A 16205-nucleotide genomic window follows, 5' to 3' on the forward strand; every position below is an offset into this window, starting at 1 on the left:
GAGAGCTGTTGTCGGAGGTGACCTCGGACGTACAGGCGCTGTTCCGGCAGGAGGTCGAGCTGGCCAAAGCCGAAATCCGAGAGGAAGCCACCAAGGCGGGAAAGGCCGCCGGGATGTTCGGCGGGGCCGGGTTCGCCGGCTACATGGTCGCGGTGTTCCTGTCGCTCGCCGCCGTACTGGGCCTGGCAAACGTGATGGACGGGGGGTGGGCGGCGCTGATCGTGACCGGCGTCTGGGCAGGGATCGCCGCCGTGCTGTTCGTCATGGGCCGCTCCCGGATGCGGGAGGTGTCGCCGAAGCCGGAGCAGACCGTGGAGACGCTGAAGGAGGATGCGCAGTGGGCACGTCACCCGACCAAGTGAGGACCGAGATCGAAACGACCCGTGAGCGGCTGTCGGAGAACGTCGACCGGCTGGCCGAGCGCACCAGCCCCCGACGTATGGCGCGCCGCCGTACGGATCGAGTCCGCAGCGCGGTGTCCGGTGTACGCGAGCGCGTCATGGGCACCGCCTCCGAGGCCGCGGGGAAGGCTCAGGGCCGCACTCAGCAGGCCGCCGCGTCGGCGCAGGAGAGCACGGGACAGGCCGCGGACACTGTCCGTCAGACCGCCGGGCAGGTCAGCGACGCGGTCAGCAGCGCCCCGGAGCAGGCGGTGCGGCAGACGCAGGGCAATCCGCTGGCGGCCGGGCTGATCGCCTTCGGCGCCGGGATGCTGGCCGCATCGCTCCTGCCGGCCTCGCAGACGGAGGAGCAGGCAGCCTCGCAGCTCTCCGAGAAGGCCGGTGAGGCGATTGAGCCGGTCAAGCAAGCGGCGATGGAGTCCGCGCAGCATGTGAAGGAAGACGCCACCGAGACGGCCAAGCAGGCCGCTCAGGAGGTCAAGGACACAGCGGCGGAAGCTGCCCGAACCACCAAGGAGGAGACGCGCGATAAGGCGGAGCAGTTCGCTGAGCAGGCCCGACAGTCCGGCCAGGTAGCCGGTGAAGCCCGCGGGCGGCCTGCCCCCGGCCCCTGAACCATCCCCGAGCCACCGCGCCGTCCGGGCTTTTCCTGCTCCGGGCGGTGCGGCAGCACCGAACGGAAGGGGTCGGCTACGGCACGGCCCCACGCGGACGGCAACGGCGCCTCCCCTTCCGGGAGCGAACGCGCAGCCACCGGCCACCGGCCGAGTCCTGTTCGATCCCGAGGCTCGCCTGCCGCTGGCCGCCCTGCTGACCGACGCGTCCGCCGACCGGCAGACCCAACTCCTCACCGTTCTGGTACGCGCTGCCACGGTACGCGAACAGGCGGGATCCACGGCCAGGGCCCAGCGCATCGAGCGGGAACTGCTGGACGCGCTCGGCGATGCCCGGCTGCATCCGTGGACGCTGCGGCGACTCGGCTCCCTGCTGCCGTACGGAGAGCAGTTGAGGGAACTCGGCTTGGCGGTCGCGGCGGAGACGGTCGCCGTGAGCGGACGCCTGATGCGGGACGACACGTCGCTCGACGCGATCGTCGGCCACGCCCTCGCCCTTGACGTACCCGGGCGCGCGACTCGGCTCCGCTCAGCGCCACGGGGAAGCGGTGCGCGCCCGCCAGCGGGCTGTCGAGCTGCTGTGCCGTGCGGCCGAGGCCGGTCACGGGTACGGCGAACTGCACGCCGGAGCACTGCACGGCCTGTACGCGTCGCTGCGCTCCGTGGGCAGGGAACGGGAGGCGCTCGCGGCCCTCGACGAGGCGGTGGACCTCCTGACCCGGATCGCCGACGAGGCCGCTGCGGGCCGCGACGCCCGAGACGACTTCAGCGGGCTCGGGTGGCGGCTGACGGGCCTGGAACCGGACCTCTGGAAGGCGGGTCGCCAGGACCAGGCGGTCCGGGTCCTCCGCCGAGGGGTGGAGCTCCTGCGGCCTCTGGCCGTACCGTCCTCGGGGAATGAGGTGTACCTGGCGAGCGCCGTGGGGAAGCTCGGCGTCCGGCTGATGCAGACGGGACACCTCCACGACGCCTTGCTCACGATGCGGGAGACGGTGGAACGCACCCGCCTGCCGGCCCGGGCCGACCCTGCCGGCTTCGAACCCTGGCTCGTCTCCGCTCTGGTGAACCTGAACAACCTGCTGCAGCCGCTGGGACGTGACGAGGAGGCGATCGACGCCCTGAAACAGGCGGTCGGCATCATGCGGCACCGTATCCGCATCGGTCTCGGGGACGACCCCGGAGAACAGGACCTCGCCCTGTGGACGGCCGAACTGGGCCACCTCCAGGCCGAAGCCGGACACGACGGGGAGGCACTGGAGACCCTGGAGTCCGCCGTCGGTATCTGGCGACGACTGACCCGGGCCGACGCCGAACGAGACGAGGCCTCCTTCGCCCGGGCGCTGCTCAGCGTCTGCCAGCTGCGGTTCCAGGAGAACCAGTACCTGGAGGCGCTGGAGGCGGCCGCAGAGTCGGTGGATGTCTGGCGCTGCGTGGTGAAGGCCGCCCCCGACCGGTACGCCCCCCGTCTCGCTGGCGCGCTGGCCATCCAGGCGACACCCCTCTTCCTGGTGGACGATCTGCCCGGTGCCCTCGGAGCGACGGGTGAGGCCGTGGAGATCCACCGCGGCCTGGTCGCCACCAGGCCGGAGGAGTGCGCGTCGCTCCGTCGCGTGCTGGACCTCCAGGCGCTCGTACTCGACGGCCTCGGACGCACCGGGGAGGCGGCTGTGGTCCGCGCCTGGCTGGCCGCGCCCCCGGTCGTTCCCCCGGACGCCCCCGGGCGGGTGGACAGCAGCGTGACCAGGACGGTGTGCCAGATCCACCACGAGACGGTCTGCGGGTGCACGGCGGGGACCATGCCCCAGTGAACGCCGTCGAAGACGATCCCGTACGCGGTCAGGGCCGGTGCGTCGATCACGAGGTGCCGATCCGTCCGGAACGGAAAGAACCCCGACCAGATGACGATCCCGCCCAGGAGAAGGACGGTCACCGGTACGGAGGCGCCGCGCAGGCCCTGGTCCCGCTCCGCCAGTCGTGCAGCTGGGTGCCGGGACACCCAGCGTGGCCGGCAGGGCGAAACCGCCTGACACCGCGAGCGCGAACGCGGCGTGAGGGTCGATGCGCTCCAGCAGCTTCACCGAGCGTTCGTCCCAGTCCAGCTTCTTCCCGGGCTCGTCGGTCTCCCCGGGCTCCGCGGCGACGTCAGTCATGGTGTGCCCCCCTCCAGGGGGCACGGGCGGCCGCGTCCGAGCGGACCGTACGAGCACTGGGAGGCAGGCGTCCGAGAAACCGGAGCACATGGTCCTTACGGGTGAGTGGAGGGCCCGGACCGGGCGTCAGGAGTCGAGATCTGATCGAAGCCACGCAGCAGCGGCGTCAGCTGCGGAGCGCAGCCGTGCAGCGTGCGCGGCCGCGTCCCCGGGTTCTCCGCGACGGTCAGCGCGTGCTCCAAGATCGAGCAGCGGCGCGCCCTGCGGCGCCTCTTCGCCTGCATTCACCCCGAAGGCGGCGTTCCCCGAGGATCTCGCCGACCGACGTGGGCGACGACTCCAGGCGCTGGCGGGCCTTCTGGCCGGGCAGGTGGAGCGGGCGCGCTTGGTGCGGAGACTCGCGCGGAAGCAGCCGGCGCGGAACCGTCGTCCCACGAGCTATGGCAAAGTCCGGGGTTCGGCTCTTCTATCTCTGATCGTCGTTGTTCCTAGAATGGGCAGATGAAGGACATCGAGGCGATCGCGGCGTTGCAGGATCCGGTACGACGCCGTCTTTATGAGTACGTGGCAGTACGGGGGCGCGAGGTCGGCCGCAACGAGGCCTCCGAGGCGGTCGGAGTGGGACGCACCCTCGCTGCGCACCATCTGGACAAGCTGGTCGAGGCAGGACTGCTGGAGAGCGGCAGCCGTCGACTGACGGGTCGTTCGGGGCCGGGGGCGGGGCGCCCTGCCAAGGTGTACATGCGGGCGCGGGTCGAGCGGTCGGTGTCGCTGCCCGCCCGTGATTACCTCACCGCCGCGGAGCTGCTGGCCGAGGCCGCGGAAGAGGCAGGGTTGGACGACCGGCTCTGTGCGGTCGCGCGCGCCCGCGGGGAGGCCCTGCGCGGCAGAGAAGCACCCTGCGGAAGCCTGGAGGAGGCCATGGAGGTGCTGTCCGCCCGCGGTTACGAGCCGCATCTGGAAACCACCGAGGGTGCCGGGGGAGCTGACGGTCTCGAAGGCGGACAGGAGGCAGAAGGCGCCGGGGCGGGTCGGCGAGTCGTCCGTATGCGCAACTGCCCCTTCCATGTCGTCGCCGAACGTTTCCCGCCGCTCGTCTGCGGCATGAATCTCGCACTTCTGGAAGGGCTGTTGGGTGCGGACGGTCCTGTCCGCGCCCGCATGGACGCCCGCCCGGGCGAGTGCTGCGTCGCGGTCGAACATTCTAATGACAATAACCGTTGACATAGAAAAGTATGGCGTGCTGATATGGGTCCATGACCGCATCCGCGCATGGCGCACATCTGGCCCAGCTCAACGTCGCCACGCTCCGTCACCCTCTCGACGACCCGCGCATCGCGCCCTTCGTCGAGATGCTCGACACCGTCAACGCCGCCGCCGACAGCGCGCCGGGCTTCGTGTGGCGGCTCGTGGAGGAAGGGCAGGGCGACGCCACCGGTCTGCGTCCGGCGGGCAGGGACGTCATCGTCAACCTGTCGGTGTGGCAGACCCAGGAAGCTCTGTGGGACTTCGTCTACCGCAGCGGGCACCTGGAGGTGATGCGCAGGCGTCGTGAATGGTTCAAACGGCACGTCCAGGCCCACATGGTGCTCTGGTGGGTTCCCACCGGCCACCTCCCGACGGTCGACGAGGCCCTGGCGAGGCTGGAGGATCTGCGGGCGAACGGACCCTCCCCGCGCGCCTTCACTTTCGTCTCCTCCCACACCGCCGCCGGACGCATGTAGCGCCTGCAGGCCGCACCGCCGACCTGAGCGGGCCGCTCGAACGGTGCGGTTGACGCCAGCCTGATCGACCGCTACCACCTGCTCGTCTTCCCCTTGCTGCTCGGTGCGGGCAAGCGGCTGTTCAGCGACACGGACAAGGACGCGCAGAAGCTGAAGCTCGTCGAGCACGAGGTGTACGCCAACGGACTGCAGAAGAACGTCTCCGACGCGTCCGCTGACAAGGCGGCGGTACTTCAAGCGACAGCACATCTTGGCTGGTATGAGCGGTAGCCGGAGGAGGACCAGGTAACACCTTCGCGGAAATGTGCAAGAGAACCGAGCTTTGTGAACGTCGTACGTGTGCCGGGCGAGGTCTTGACGCCCTGGACGTCGATCACGCAGGCCGTCGGCTTGGATTCCGGCCTTCCTTCTCTCGTAGAAGTTACCGGAGTAGGCCGTTGAGGTCGGCGAACACGCCTTCGTCGCCATTTGGAGAAGTTAGCCGTAGACGGTTTTCCAGGGCGTGAGATCGTGCGGGAGGTACCTCCACTGGATCCAGGACGAGACCGCCACAGCGGCACTGTGTTGTCGCTGACCTTCTTCAGCAGCGCGTCGGCGGCTCCCGTGTCCGTTGCCGTGGCAAGCCGCACCCGGGTGCGGGCAGGGCCGGGGGCCGGCCCCTTCCGTAGCCGGTCGGCGGACAGCCGCACTGGTCTGCTGCTGCCCTCCTTCGCGGTGCGCTTGGCCATGGACAGCCCCCTGGGACCGGCATGAACCGGGACGGCGCTGAGCGCCATGAAGGATGCCGTCCACGGTGAAGGCCGTTCTAGGACCGTCTCCCGGCCGAACGCTCTTGCTCCGTTGACCAGTTGGCGCCTGCCTGGATGGGTGATGATGACGCGGCGGGTCGGCACCGCAGCGGGGCCGACTCCGAGGACCTGTCCGATCGCCCCGGTCCCTCGGACGATCCGTGGGCCAGCACTACCCCCGGCTGGGGGAAGCGGGGCTGGATGGACGAGCGGGACTGGCTGACGGAGCTGGTCAGCCGCGCAGCCGAACTGCGGTATGCGGCCGATCCGCGACCGTACTGGCCACAGCGGCAAGGCCGCGGCCTCTCGCACGACGGCAGCGCAGCGCGCGACACCCGCCGTGGCTTCGCCCGGATCCTCAGCGACTTCGCCGACAACAGCTACGTGGTGGAAGTCTTCGGCGAGGAACGCGCCGACGACTCCACCGAGCCGCCGGACGCCTCACAAGCGATCGAGCGGCGACTGGGCATCCCGGGCCTGTGGCCTCTGGACCCCGAGACGTGGGACGAGGACACCTTCTTCGGTCTGATCGAGGTCTTCCACGACCTGATCAGCCGACCCCGCACCCGCCGCTTCCACCGCTGGAACAGCTGCGGATGGCACCACTCGGAGTTCCACAACGGCCCCGCCCGCATCCTGTACCGAGGCAAGGTCAACGACCTGCTGCGCGAGGCCGGCATCGAGTACGAGCTGACTGCCGAAGGCGAGGACCTCGGGCGCCTGGTCGCCGTCACCGACGACGCTCGCAGCGCGCTGGTGCACCGGGCGCTCAACGACAGCGCCCCGGACGTCACGACCCGGGTTCGCCACGCGATCGCCCTTTTCCGCGCACGGGACACGACGGTGGAGAGCAAGCGGTCGGCGATCGTCACCCTCGCGGCCGTCCTCGAGGAACGCCGCGCCCTGCTCAAAGACAAGCTCGGCAAGGACGAGGGGGCACTGTTCGAGATCGGCAACCGCTTCGACCTGCGCCACACCAGCAGCATCGCGGTCGTCGCCAACTCGCCCGGCTGGTCAACCACACCCCCCACCTCCCGCACTCGGCCGGTGAGGAGCTGACGGCGGCGCCCCTCGAGAGGCGCCGGGCGCCGTGACCCGCCCGATGCCGCAGCTCCGCCCACTGCGTGCCGCCCGCCACCGGCAAGTCGGAGATGCACCGCCCTTCCCGTATGCGAGGGCGCGCCCCGACAGGCCGAGGCGGCCTGCTTCGCCAGCGCGGCGAGCGGGGAGCGGGGAGCGCCGGCCCTTCGCCATCGTGCGCAGCTGCTCCCGGTCGACCGACCCTCGAAGGGCGGGTTCTTCACCGGTGCTGTCCGTCACTGTGCGGCACGACTGCAGTCCGGTGCCGTGAAGGGCCAGGAGGTGACTGCCCGGGACAACTGCGGCAGGTGGATGCCGGCGTAGGCGGGCCCGGCACAGCACGGGCCCCGAGGGAGCAGCCAGGGCATCCCTGGGGGCCGCGGCGGGGGAGTGGCGCTCCGGGCAAGGGCTACGACGTCAGTTGGCCCAGGGTGGCCGGGAATGCCGTGAAGTCGGCCCGCAGGCCGTCGTCTGCGGTGAAGGTGGGCAGTTGGGCAGCCGAGTAGAGGGCGCCGCCCGTGGAGGAGCCGTCGGCGTTCGTGATGTGGGGTGGCGGTGGCCAGCTCGGCATGGTCGCGGTCGCCTTGAACGGCTCTTGCGTGAGCAGGACGAACGGGCCCGCCTGGTCTGCCGACCTCTCGAAAGTGATCTGGAAGGACTCGTACCAGGTCTCGGTGAGTTCGCTGGGCGACACCCACCGCAGGATGCTCAACGGTGCCGTGCTGATGTCCGGCGTGGTGATGGTGATCGTGCCGAACAGCGGGTGATGGGCCTGGATCCGGAAGTCGAGCGTCTTCAGCCGTACCCAGTCAGCGCCTCCAACCAGCACTTCAGTCATACGGCTGCCGGTGAAGCTGAGCGTGTGCCGGCCGGGCTGGAGCCCGGTTGCCATGACGGCGCCGGGCACGCTGACCGACAACCGGACTCTCTGCCCGACTGGCGGGACGGCCCACGACGGGCCCGCAACGGCCGGCACCAGGGCGCCACCCGCTGCCGCAGCCAGCGCGCCCTTCAGGAACCGGCGGCGTACGACGCCGGATGTGTCACTCGATGCATGCATGAGCGCATAGTCGCGCCTGCGTGCACTGGCGGCCGGGCAGATCGCTCCGCCACCACCCATACGGATGATCGACAGCCCCCAGCCGCTCACCATCCTGCTCATGGGCCACCTGGTCCTCCCTGGGGGCCGTACAGAGGCGGTGGCCGTCCGGGCTGCCTGTTATGGATACGGCTGCCTTCCTCACCCGGTGGGCTGCGGCCCGACCGTCTGCCAGGCCGCGGCCCGCCTCCACGATCTCCACCTGGGAGCCGCGGGTGTCTGCGAAGCAGATCGCCTCCGCACCGCGCTCGCCGGTGATGTCCACGCCCCACCGAGCACTCGCACGGACGCGAGGAACGCCCGGTGCACGCGCCAGTTGTTCGCGTCGATGCCGTTCGCGAACTGCCGCAGGACCTCGCGCCGCTCGGACACGAGGTGGTCGCCGCACAGCCACGCCGGCCACACCCTCTCCGGCGGGACGTGGCGGCCGGCCTCCAGCTCGTGGAACTCCGCGTCGATCGACGACTCCGGCGACTCCTCCGCCCTCGCCAGGTCCTCATCCGAGAGGTCGTTGACGTACAGCTCGGCCGCCGTCTCGGGCAGCTTCTCCGCGAACGCGGCGGCCCCCTCCACCCTCTGGTGGAACGTCATGACCGTACGCAGGTTCCACTTCGCGGCGTGCTCCAGGAGTGCCGTCTGCAGGAGCGCCATGCGCCGACCCTCGCTGCGCCTCCTCCGACTCCCCGAAGACGGGGGAGGGGCCGCGGATCTCCAGCACGTCGATCTCGAACCCGGCGAGGATTCCCCGCTCGACCGCCTCCGAGAGCCCCAGTTCGGCCCGCCACGGCCCGTAGGTGACCGAGTCCTGGCCCATCGACGCGATCACCAGCTCCCTGCCCTCAGCGCCATTCTGAGGCCGGGGCGAGGCGAGGAAGAGCGGCCTCCAGCGGCCCGCGAACCTTCCGCTGCCCTTCGGGTGCGTCGATGTCCTCGCGGCCCACCAGGGAGGCGTACGTGGCGAACACGACGACCGGCCCGGAGGCGGCCCAAAGCGCGAGCTGGATCGGTTTCGTGGTGGTGCGCCCGCCCAGCTCGTTCAGCACAGGATCGTTCTCCAGCGAGCACACCGCGACCATGGGCGCCCGATGGCCCACCAGGCGCCACGCCAGGGCGGTCTGCACGAGCAGGTCCAGGGTCGGCACCGGCACGAGGATCCGGCCACTCGGGAAGCACTCCAGCGCGCACGCGGCAGCGGTGATCGTTTTGTCCGATCCGGTCGCGGGCACGAGCGTGCCCCGCGCCCTGCGGGGGCACAGATGGCCTTGCAGGGAATCCAACCCACTTGCTGAGCCGAAGCACCATAGTTGTCACCAACGGTCGCCGCCGACCTGTGATTTCGGCGCGGCGAGGCACAGCGGTTGCCACCTGGTTGGCGTGCCACTTGTCGCCAGCAGCACGGAAACCATTGCTGGTGTCACCGCCGGCTACCTGAGTTGTCCGGAGGATGGCAGCTCAAGGTGCCCTGTGTACGGTGCCGTTCGCCTGGTCGCACGTGGCGACGACTCTCGGAGGCCTGGTCCCAGGCCATCCGCCACAAGCGCTTGACCTGGAGCGCGCTCCAGATCCGAACATGGGGGCATGAACATCACCGACCCCCAGATCGTCCTCGGGACGATGGACTTCGGCACCCGCATCGACCCCGCGCGAGCCTTCGCGATCCTCGATTCCTTCGTCGCCGGCGGCGGTGTCTGGCTCGACACCGCGAACTGCTACTCCTTCTGGACCGATCCCAGCGGCATCGGCGGCGCCAGCGAGCGCGTCATCGGCGAGTGGCTCCGGGCCCGCCCAGGCGCGCGCGACACCGTGCGGATCGCTACGAAGGTCCGGCACAACCCACTCGTCCCACACTCCTGGCCGGAAAGCGCAGAGGGACTGTCCGCCCGGGCCGTCCAGGCCGGCGTGGAGGCGAGCCTGCGGCGTCTCGGAGTCGATCACGTCGATCTGCTGTGGGCCCACGCCGAGGATCGCACCGTGCCGCTGGAGGAGACGGTCGGGGCCTTCGGCAAGTTGGTCACGGAAGGAGTGGCCCTGCGGGTCGGAGCGGCGAACCACGCCGCCTGGCGCGTCGAGCGCGCTCGGTCGCTCGCACGGGAGCAGGGCGTGGAGCCATGGACGGCCCTGCAACTGCGCCACTCACTCATCCAGCCGCGCCCGCTCACCCCCCTCGCGGAGTCCGGCCACCGCCTGCTCACAGCAGAGGATCTGGACCTCGCACGGTCGGACCATCTCACCGTGTGGTCATACAGCTCGCTGATGTGGGGTTCCTACGTGCGGGCGGACAAGCCGCTTCCGGAAACCTATGATCACCCCGGGACTGCCCGGGTGCTCGCGGCCCTGGACGACATAGCCAACGAGCTGTCGTCCACCAGGAACCAGGTCGTCCTGGCCTGGCTGATGCGGCAGGGGATCGCCCCCATCGTCGGCGCGAGCCGGGTGGAGCAGATCGAGGAGGCACTCGCCGCGCGCCGGGTGCGGCCCAGCGACGAGCACCTGGCGCGGTTCGCCCAAGCGCGGTAGCAGCGGTTACACACGGAGTCTCCATGACCATCTTCACCCCGGCGATGGCCGCCGACCGCACCGGCGTCTCCATCGACACGCTGCGCTACTACGAGCGCGAAGGGCTCATCCGCCCGATCCGGCGCTCCTCCGGCGGCCGCAGGGAGTACACCGAGGAAGACGTCTTCTGGATCGGCCTGGTCACACGCTTTCGTGAGGCTGGTCTCGGCATCACGGATCTGCGGGGGTTCGTCGCCATCCTGCGTGCCGACCACCCTGCGCAGGAGAGGGTCACTTTCCTCCGCGAGCGCCGTACCGCTCTTGAGGAACGGGTGGCAGCGCTGCGCCGGGCCATCGTCGTCCTCGATGAGAAGATTGCGTACTACAGCTGAGCGCGGAGGTGCTCGCACCCGGCTCACGCCCTGTCCATCGCGCAACATCCACCCTTTGAACCACTCGGAGTCTGAAGCCGGCCCGCAGCAGCAGGTGACAACCAGCCTGCCTATGTGACGACTATCGTGCTTCGGCTCACTTGCGGAAGGCCGCTTTCTGGTCGACCTGGTGTTTCCGGAGTTGAATAGCCGGCATTCAGATTCCTTCCCGCTTCCCAGTGAACGCTTCTCATCCTGAGCGCCAGATGATCTCGATGGCGTGAATGGCAGCGACCGTGCGACCGATGCGGTTGGTGCTGCACCGGGCCTTGCGGAGGATCCGCCATTGCTTGAGGCGGGCGAAGGCGCGTTCGCCCGGTGCTCGCAGCCGGGCGTGGTCCCGGTTGTACTGCCGGTAGTGCTCGGGAAGCTCGTGGTGGCGGTAATAGGGAGTGCGGACGGTGGCGCCGGCCCCCTGGTAGGCGCGGTCGGCCAGGACGAGGAGCTGACGGGACAGACAGGCGTGGATCACACCGTGTGCACGGGCGGCTGTCAGGTCGTGGGTGCGGCCGGGCAGAGCACGGGAGAACCACAGGGGTGTTCCGTCCGGAGCGGCCACGGCCTGCACGTTCATTCCGTGGCGGCGGTGCTTCATCGAGTAGTACGGCTGGTCCGCCGCGATGCGGTCGGTGGTGATCAGGGTGCCGTCGAGGATGACGAACCCCTCCGGAGGCGGCTCGCGCAGGGCCTCGTGCAGGCTTGGGGCGCGCTCGGCGAGGAGGTCGATCGTCTCGCTCACGTACCGGCCGGCGGTGGCGGTGGAGACGCCGAACCCCGCGGCGACCTGGGCCAGAGTCTCGTTCTTGCGCAGGTGCACCAGGACGAGCAGGGCCTGCCGGAAGCAGCTCAGCCTGCGCCAGCGGGAGTTCAGCTCACACCTTCGGGCGTAGATCAGCCAGGAAACATGCTCAACGACCTTGAGTGGGACGTCGAGCATGGCACGATACGGGACCAACAGGGCTCCTGCGTCGAGACGTTGGCGAGTGAGATCACCAGCCGAAACGACCAGGAGCCCTGCCACGTCACGGGCCCTGACCGCCAGCCGTCGTCACCCGCGAACCACAGGATGAGAAGCGTTCAGTGTGACCACTGCCGTTCAGGGAGTGCGTCTTCCCCGGTGCTGTGTCAGGACGGGTCGGTGACGTGGCGCCGGGTGGCGAGGACGACCAGGCCGCCGATGACCGCGAGGGCCATCAGGACGCTGCCGAAGACGGTGGCTCCGTCGGTCAGGCCGATGCCGTCGCTGAGGTAGCCCGCGGCCACCGGCAGGGCGCCGGCGGGGATGTAGCCGCCTACGTTCAGCGCGGCGTTCGCCTCCGCCAGACGCTGCGGCGGGATGCTCGAGTTCAGCAGTGACAGGCCGCCGAGCTGACCCATGCCCTGCCCGGCACCGGCCAGCAGCGCCGACAGCACCAGGAGCGGCACCGACGAGGAGTGGACGGCGACGATCAGTGCGGTCATGCTCAGCGTGGTGCTCACCGCCCCGGCCGTCAGGACGGTGCGCCGCCGCAGCCGCTGTACCGCGAACTGGACCCCGGTCGCGGTCAGGAACATCACGAAGGCCATGGCCCCCGCCACGATCCGGCTGGTGGTGCCGAGCAGCCCGGACAGCAGCGAGGGGCCGAGCGAGAGCACGAACGACGTGGCGGTGATGCCCGGCGCGAACACCGCGATGCCCAGGGCGAGCTGACGGCCCCGGCCGCGGGGCACGCCCGGTACGCGCACCCAGGATCCCGTGCCACGTGTGGCGGGACGCCGCACCGGCATGCGCAGTACCGTGATCACGGCGGTGACCAGGAGGGCGGCCTCGACCAGGAAGACCGTGACGGTCGGGGCGGGAGCCGCCTCGGAAAGGATCCCGGCGAGCAGCGGGCCGAGGCCGGCTCCGAACACCATGGCGCAGGAGGCCAGCAGCGCGGCGGTGCCCTTGCGGTCGGGGCCGGCCACGTCGGTCACCGCCGCCATTCCCGCGGACACGACCGCGCCGACCGCGATCCCGGTGAACAGGCGGGCGGCGATGAGCGCCGCCACGGTTCCGGCTGTCGCGAAGATCAGGCAGGCGGCCAGCGCCAGGGCCAGCGCGGGAAGCAGGACGGGTTTACGCCCGAGACGGTCGGAAACCACGCCCGAGACCAGCAGCGAACCGACGAGGCCGACGATGTAGAAGGCGAACACCACCGTCAGCGCGCCCTTGGAGAACCCGATGTCGCGCTGCCACAGCACATACAGCGGTGTCGCTGCGTTCGACAGTACGAACACGGCCGTGACCGGCCACGCCGCCAGCCAGATCCACCACAGTGGCGCGACGGCTTGCCCGCCCGCCTCGGTGGAGCCTGGGCTCGGCCTCCCGCTGGGTGCCTGGACCGACGCGGTCCGCGTTTCGGACATGCCTGTTCCTCCCGGTCTTCCATGCCGGCCATCCGGCTCAGTACGACTGGAGTCGAACTTAGCATGCAGTACGATCCTAGTCGTACATAGGAATCGCGTCATGAGGAGTTGCCTATGTCCGCGACCACGCCCCCGGCGCCCGCCATCAAGGTGCTCCCCGAGCCGCCCGGCCTGCCCGAACCACTGCCGGAGCCCGCCGCCGATGACCTGCGGCTGGAGACCGTCCTGGGGGCGCTCAGCGATCCGCTGAGACTGACCATCGTGCGAAAACTCCTGCTGGAGTCCGAGGCGTTCGACCACACCTGCGGCTGGTTCGGCCTCGACCGGCCCAAGTCGTCCCTCACCCACCACTTCAGGGCACTGCGCGAGGCGGGTATCACTCGCCAGCGCCAGTACGGCCTCGAACGCCGCAGCCACGTCCGTGTCGACGACCTCAACGCCCGTTTCCCCGGCCTGCTGGACCTGGTCGCGGCCTGGACCCCGGAGAGCTGATGCGAAAACCGAAGAAGACGGTCCACCAACTGCCGGACGGCGACCGGACAGCGGCTGCGGCGCCGCCGCATTGACTCGGCCTCGACCGGGTCGGTGGCGACGGGCGGCGTGCTTGGGAACAGCGGTCGGTGCCGGGGGGCGTTGTGCTGGGCATGGTCGTGGAGGGGACGGTGTCCCCGGGCCTCACCTATGGCCTGCAGGGACGATCGTTCGGCTGAAGCCCTGCGGAGCCTTTCGCCGCGTGGGCGACCGCCCTTCACGGCCACACAGCGATCAGCCCTCGCCCGGACGGGGCAGGGCACGGTGGGAGGTCTGCCCGGCGCGGATCCCGTGCGCCTCTGGCCGATCGGACCGGAGGCAGTGGTGGGGACCGAGGCTGACCAGCCGCGGCTGGAGTTCGGTGTCGGTTGCGCTCGTCCGCTGGGTGCGCGGGCCGACTCTCTAATCCGGAGCGGCCACCGCCCCACGTAGTGGCATTCGGGAAGGTACGCGTGGGTGCATGCTCAGAGGGCGGAGAAGGCCGCCGCGCGGAAACCGCGCCGCAGTGCATAGGCGTGGCGTGCATGCCGCCGTCAGGGAGCGCAGGTGGTGCTGTCGCGGGGACCCGAACGGTGTCGCGGGCCCCGGCATCATCCCGCTGGACGCTGGGCGAAGTCGCCGCCGCGCTGAGGCAGAGTAGCCGTGAGCTCCTGCGGTCCCGTCTCATCGGAGTGGGCCGGTCTCACCGAACTTTGACCTGGCTCACGGGGGCTCGACGCCACCGACCGTTCTGACGGCCTGCCCCGACCGCTGTCGAGGGCTCGGGATACCGTGGCCGGGTGAACGAATCGCACCCACCGGCCGAGTCCGGTGGACCTGCCCGCCACCCCGACAAGCCAGGGGCATTGCTGCCCCTCCTGGAAACCGACGACGCGGCCGTCGCGTTCTTTGCCGGCGTGGCGGACCTCGACGCGACGGACCCGGTCTCCCGCCAGCTGGAGGAAGGGATCCAGCTCGCCTCCGGAGCCCGGCTGGAGCAGTTCGCGCGGGCCGGCTCGGGGGATGCGTTCTGCTTCGTCGGCGAGGGCGGCGAAGAACGTCCGGTGGTATACGTGAGCCTCGAGGACCAGGCTGGCCCGCTCGCGCTCGGACTGCCGGAGTTGGTGCGACTGTGTCTCGTGGCACCGTGGTGGCGGGACGCTCCCGGTCGGACCGCCGAAGAACTCCAGACGGTCGCCGACGAGTATCGGGATGACCTGCCAGACCTCGACCGGCGACGCGACCTTGCGGCCCGGGCGCTTGGTATCGACCCCGCCGAGTTGCCATCCGAGACGACGGCCCTTGCCCGGCTCGTGGAGCTCTCCCGTGGACCAGTGGCCGAGGCCTGTCTTGTCGTTGGGTATGAGGGCGATCCACTCGATCCCCTCTTCGATGCCGCCGACCTCTGATCGACTGACCATCGGGCCAGACCGGGTGCCGAGCCGCCGGCCTCCCATGCCTGGCGCGCAGCCAGCTGGTCAGCGGCGAGCAGTCACAGTTTGGTGTCACTGGTCAGGGCTCACTGAGGCCAGACACTTGGTGCTGCTTCAGGCCCGTGTTGGGTCTTTGATGCCCGGTGGCCATGGGCCGCCTGGACGTACTTCATCGCCGTATCGGGGGCGATCCCGAAGACTCGCATGAGGTGGACGGGGTCGGCGGTCTCATGTGCTTCGTCGAGAAACCGGTCGATCCTCAACAACCTCTATGGCTGGCGTGGAAGCCGAGTTGAGTGGAGATCGGTTGGATGCCGGTCCGATCTGGTAGACGGCCACGTTCTGCGAGGGCTGAACCCGATTCGTCATTCTGGCCTGCATGGATCTCTGAGCCAGTTGAGACGACTGACAGTTCAGCGGGACGGCGCCCCTGTTATGGACGAGTACGGGGCTCGAACCAGCCAACACGAAGTACGTGTGCTGGCCCTCAACGGTGAGGTTGTGGACGCGCTGGGTGCAGTGGGCGGTGTCGATCGCGGTGATCTGGACCCAGGTGCCGGCTGCGGTCTGGAGCCACATGCCGGGCTCGAGATCCTCGGCCTCCACCCACTTGCCGAAGTCGGGCACCCAGAACGGGTGCTCGTCGGTAGCGGTGATTGGTGTCCGCCTTGGCGTTGCCGTCGTTGCCGTCGGGGTCGACGGTCAGGGTGATCAGGTGCTTGATGCCGTCGCCGGTGATGGTGTCGGTGACGGGGCGGGGCTGGAGGTTGCCGGTCTCCGGGGCGGAGGCCAGAACGTACTCGCCCTCCTGGACGTCCTCGATGTTCTTCGTGGACCCGTCCGCCATCAGCACCTTGGTGCCGGGAATGAAGCTGTTCTTCTTCGCTCCCTTCTTGCAGGACTTCGCTGGGCCGGACCCCTTGGCCTTCTTCGGCTTCGGCTTCGACTTGTGCTTCGGCTTGGGTTTGTCGGCCTTGGCCGCCTTGCTGCCCTTGCCCGCCTTGTTGCCGCCCTTGACGGCATCGACGGCCTTGGCGCCCTTCCGCGCCCACTTCGCCGCCGTCACCGCGTTGCCGGCGCCCGGGATGGCC

13 protein-coding genes and 3 pseudogenes are annotated in these 16205 nt (G+C 69.8%); 11 read left to right on the forward strand and 5 right to left on the reverse strand.

What is annotated here, in order from left to right:
• Positions 1 to 17: 17 nt before the first annotated feature.
• The 7 genes and pseudogenes from ACLGIH_RS33255 to ACLGIH_RS33285 form a co-directional block, all read left to right on the forward strand.
• Positions 18 to 362 (forward strand): phage holin family protein, encoded by a 345-nt coding sequence (locus ACLGIH_RS33255; protein ID WP_416529552.1) that lies wholly within the window; start codon positions 18 to 20, stop codon positions 360 to 362.
• The gene (locus ACLGIH_RS33260; RefSeq protein WP_416528982.1) at positions 338 to 1015 is read left to right on the forward strand and encodes a DUF3618 domain-containing protein; all 678 of its coding nucleotides are present in this window, start codon (positions 338 to 340) and stop codon (positions 1013 to 1015) included. The genes ACLGIH_RS33255 and ACLGIH_RS33260 overlap by 25 nt, the downstream gene beginning before the upstream one ends.
• 497 nt (positions 1016 to 1512) lie before the next feature.
• Positions 1513 to 2823, forward strand: coding sequence for a tetratricopeptide repeat protein (locus ACLGIH_RS33265; protein WP_416528983.1), 1311 nt, complete (start codon positions 1513 to 1515; stop codon positions 2821 to 2823).
• 843 nt (positions 2824 to 3666) lie between these two features.
• A complete protein-coding gene (locus ACLGIH_RS33270) occupies positions 3667 to 4389 on the forward strand; it encodes a helix-turn-helix transcriptional regulator (protein WP_416528984.1) in 723 nt (240 codons plus the stop codon).
• Positions 4390 to 4421: 32 nt separating this feature from the next.
• The gene (locus ACLGIH_RS33275) at positions 4422 to 4889 is read left to right on the forward strand and encodes a DUF3291 domain-containing protein (protein ID WP_416528985.1); all 468 of its coding nucleotides are present in this window, start codon (positions 4422 to 4424) and stop codon (positions 4887 to 4889) included.
• 51 nt (positions 4890 to 4940) lie between these two features.
• A pseudogene (locus tag ACLGIH_RS33280) lies at positions 4941 to 5159 on the forward strand (dihydrofolate reductase family protein); the annotation flags it as partial.
• Between the two features lie 612 nt (positions 5160 to 5771).
• Positions 5772 to 6652, forward strand: a pseudogene (locus tag ACLGIH_RS33285) (hypothetical protein); the annotation flags it as partial.
• A gap of 514 nt (positions 6653 to 7166) precedes the next feature.
• Here the strand turns inward: ACLGIH_RS33285 and ACLGIH_RS33290 are convergent.
• Both ACLGIH_RS33290 and ACLGIH_RS33295 read right to left on the reverse strand, forming a co-directional pair.
• The gene (locus ACLGIH_RS33290; RefSeq protein ID WP_416529581.1) at positions 7167 to 7919 is read right to left on the reverse strand and encodes a twin-arginine translocation signal domain-containing protein; all 753 of its coding nucleotides are present in this window, start codon (positions 7917 to 7919) and stop codon (positions 7167 to 7169) included.
• 46 nt (positions 7920 to 7965) lie between these two features.
• Positions 7966 to 9158, reverse strand: a pseudogene (locus ACLGIH_RS33295) (DEAD/DEAH box helicase); the annotation flags it as partial.
• A gap of 276 nt (positions 9159 to 9434) precedes the next feature.
• Here ACLGIH_RS33295 and ACLGIH_RS33300 point away from each other — a divergent pair.
• Both ACLGIH_RS33300 and ACLGIH_RS33305 read left to right on the forward strand, forming a co-directional pair.
• Positions 9435 to 10373 (forward strand): aldo/keto reductase, encoded by a 939-nt coding sequence (locus ACLGIH_RS33300; RefSeq protein WP_416528986.1) that lies wholly within the window; start codon positions 9435 to 9437, stop codon positions 10371 to 10373.
• A gap of 23 nt (positions 10374 to 10396) precedes the next feature.
• Positions 10397 to 10744 (forward strand): MerR family transcriptional regulator, encoded by a 348-nt coding sequence (locus ACLGIH_RS33305; RefSeq protein WP_416528987.1) that lies wholly within the window; start codon positions 10397 to 10399, stop codon positions 10742 to 10744.
• 229 nt (positions 10745 to 10973) lie between these two features.
• Here ACLGIH_RS33305 and ACLGIH_RS33310 read toward each other — a convergent pair whose 3' ends face one another.
• A complete protein-coding gene (locus ACLGIH_RS33310) occupies positions 10974 to 11720 on the reverse strand; it encodes a transposase family protein (protein ID WP_416528988.1) in 747 nt (248 codons plus the stop codon).
• Positions 11721 to 11908: 188 nt separating this feature from the next.
• On the reverse strand, positions 11909 to 13171 hold the full coding sequence (locus tag ACLGIH_RS33315; protein ID WP_416528989.1) for an MFS transporter: 1263 nt from the start codon (positions 13169 to 13171) through the stop codon (positions 11909 to 11911).
• A gap of 114 nt (positions 13172 to 13285) precedes the next feature.
• Here ACLGIH_RS33315 and ACLGIH_RS33320 point away from each other — a divergent pair, with 114 nt between their 5' ends.
• Positions 13286 to 13663 (forward strand): ArsR/SmtB family transcription factor, encoded by a 378-nt coding sequence (locus tag ACLGIH_RS33320; RefSeq protein WP_416528990.1) that lies wholly within the window; start codon positions 13286 to 13288, stop codon positions 13661 to 13663.
• Positions 13664 to 14481: 818 nt separating this feature from the next.
• A complete protein-coding gene (locus ACLGIH_RS33325; protein WP_416528991.1) occupies positions 14482 to 15090 on the forward strand; it encodes a hypothetical protein in 609 nt (202 codons plus the stop codon).
• A 252-nt stretch (positions 15091 to 15342) separates the two neighbouring features.
• Here ACLGIH_RS33325 and ACLGIH_RS33330 read toward each other — a convergent pair whose 3' ends face one another.
• The gene (locus ACLGIH_RS33330; protein WP_416528992.1) at positions 15343 to 15741 is read right to left on the reverse strand and encodes a Hint domain-containing protein; all 399 of its coding nucleotides are present in this window, start codon (positions 15739 to 15741) and stop codon (positions 15343 to 15345) included.
• Positions 15742 to 16205: the final 464 nt, after the last annotated feature.

This window comes from Streptomyces hamibioticus, from assembly GCF_047946815.1.
Classification (GTDB): domain Bacteria; phylum Actinomycetota; class Actinomycetes; order Streptomycetales; family Streptomycetaceae; genus Streptomyces.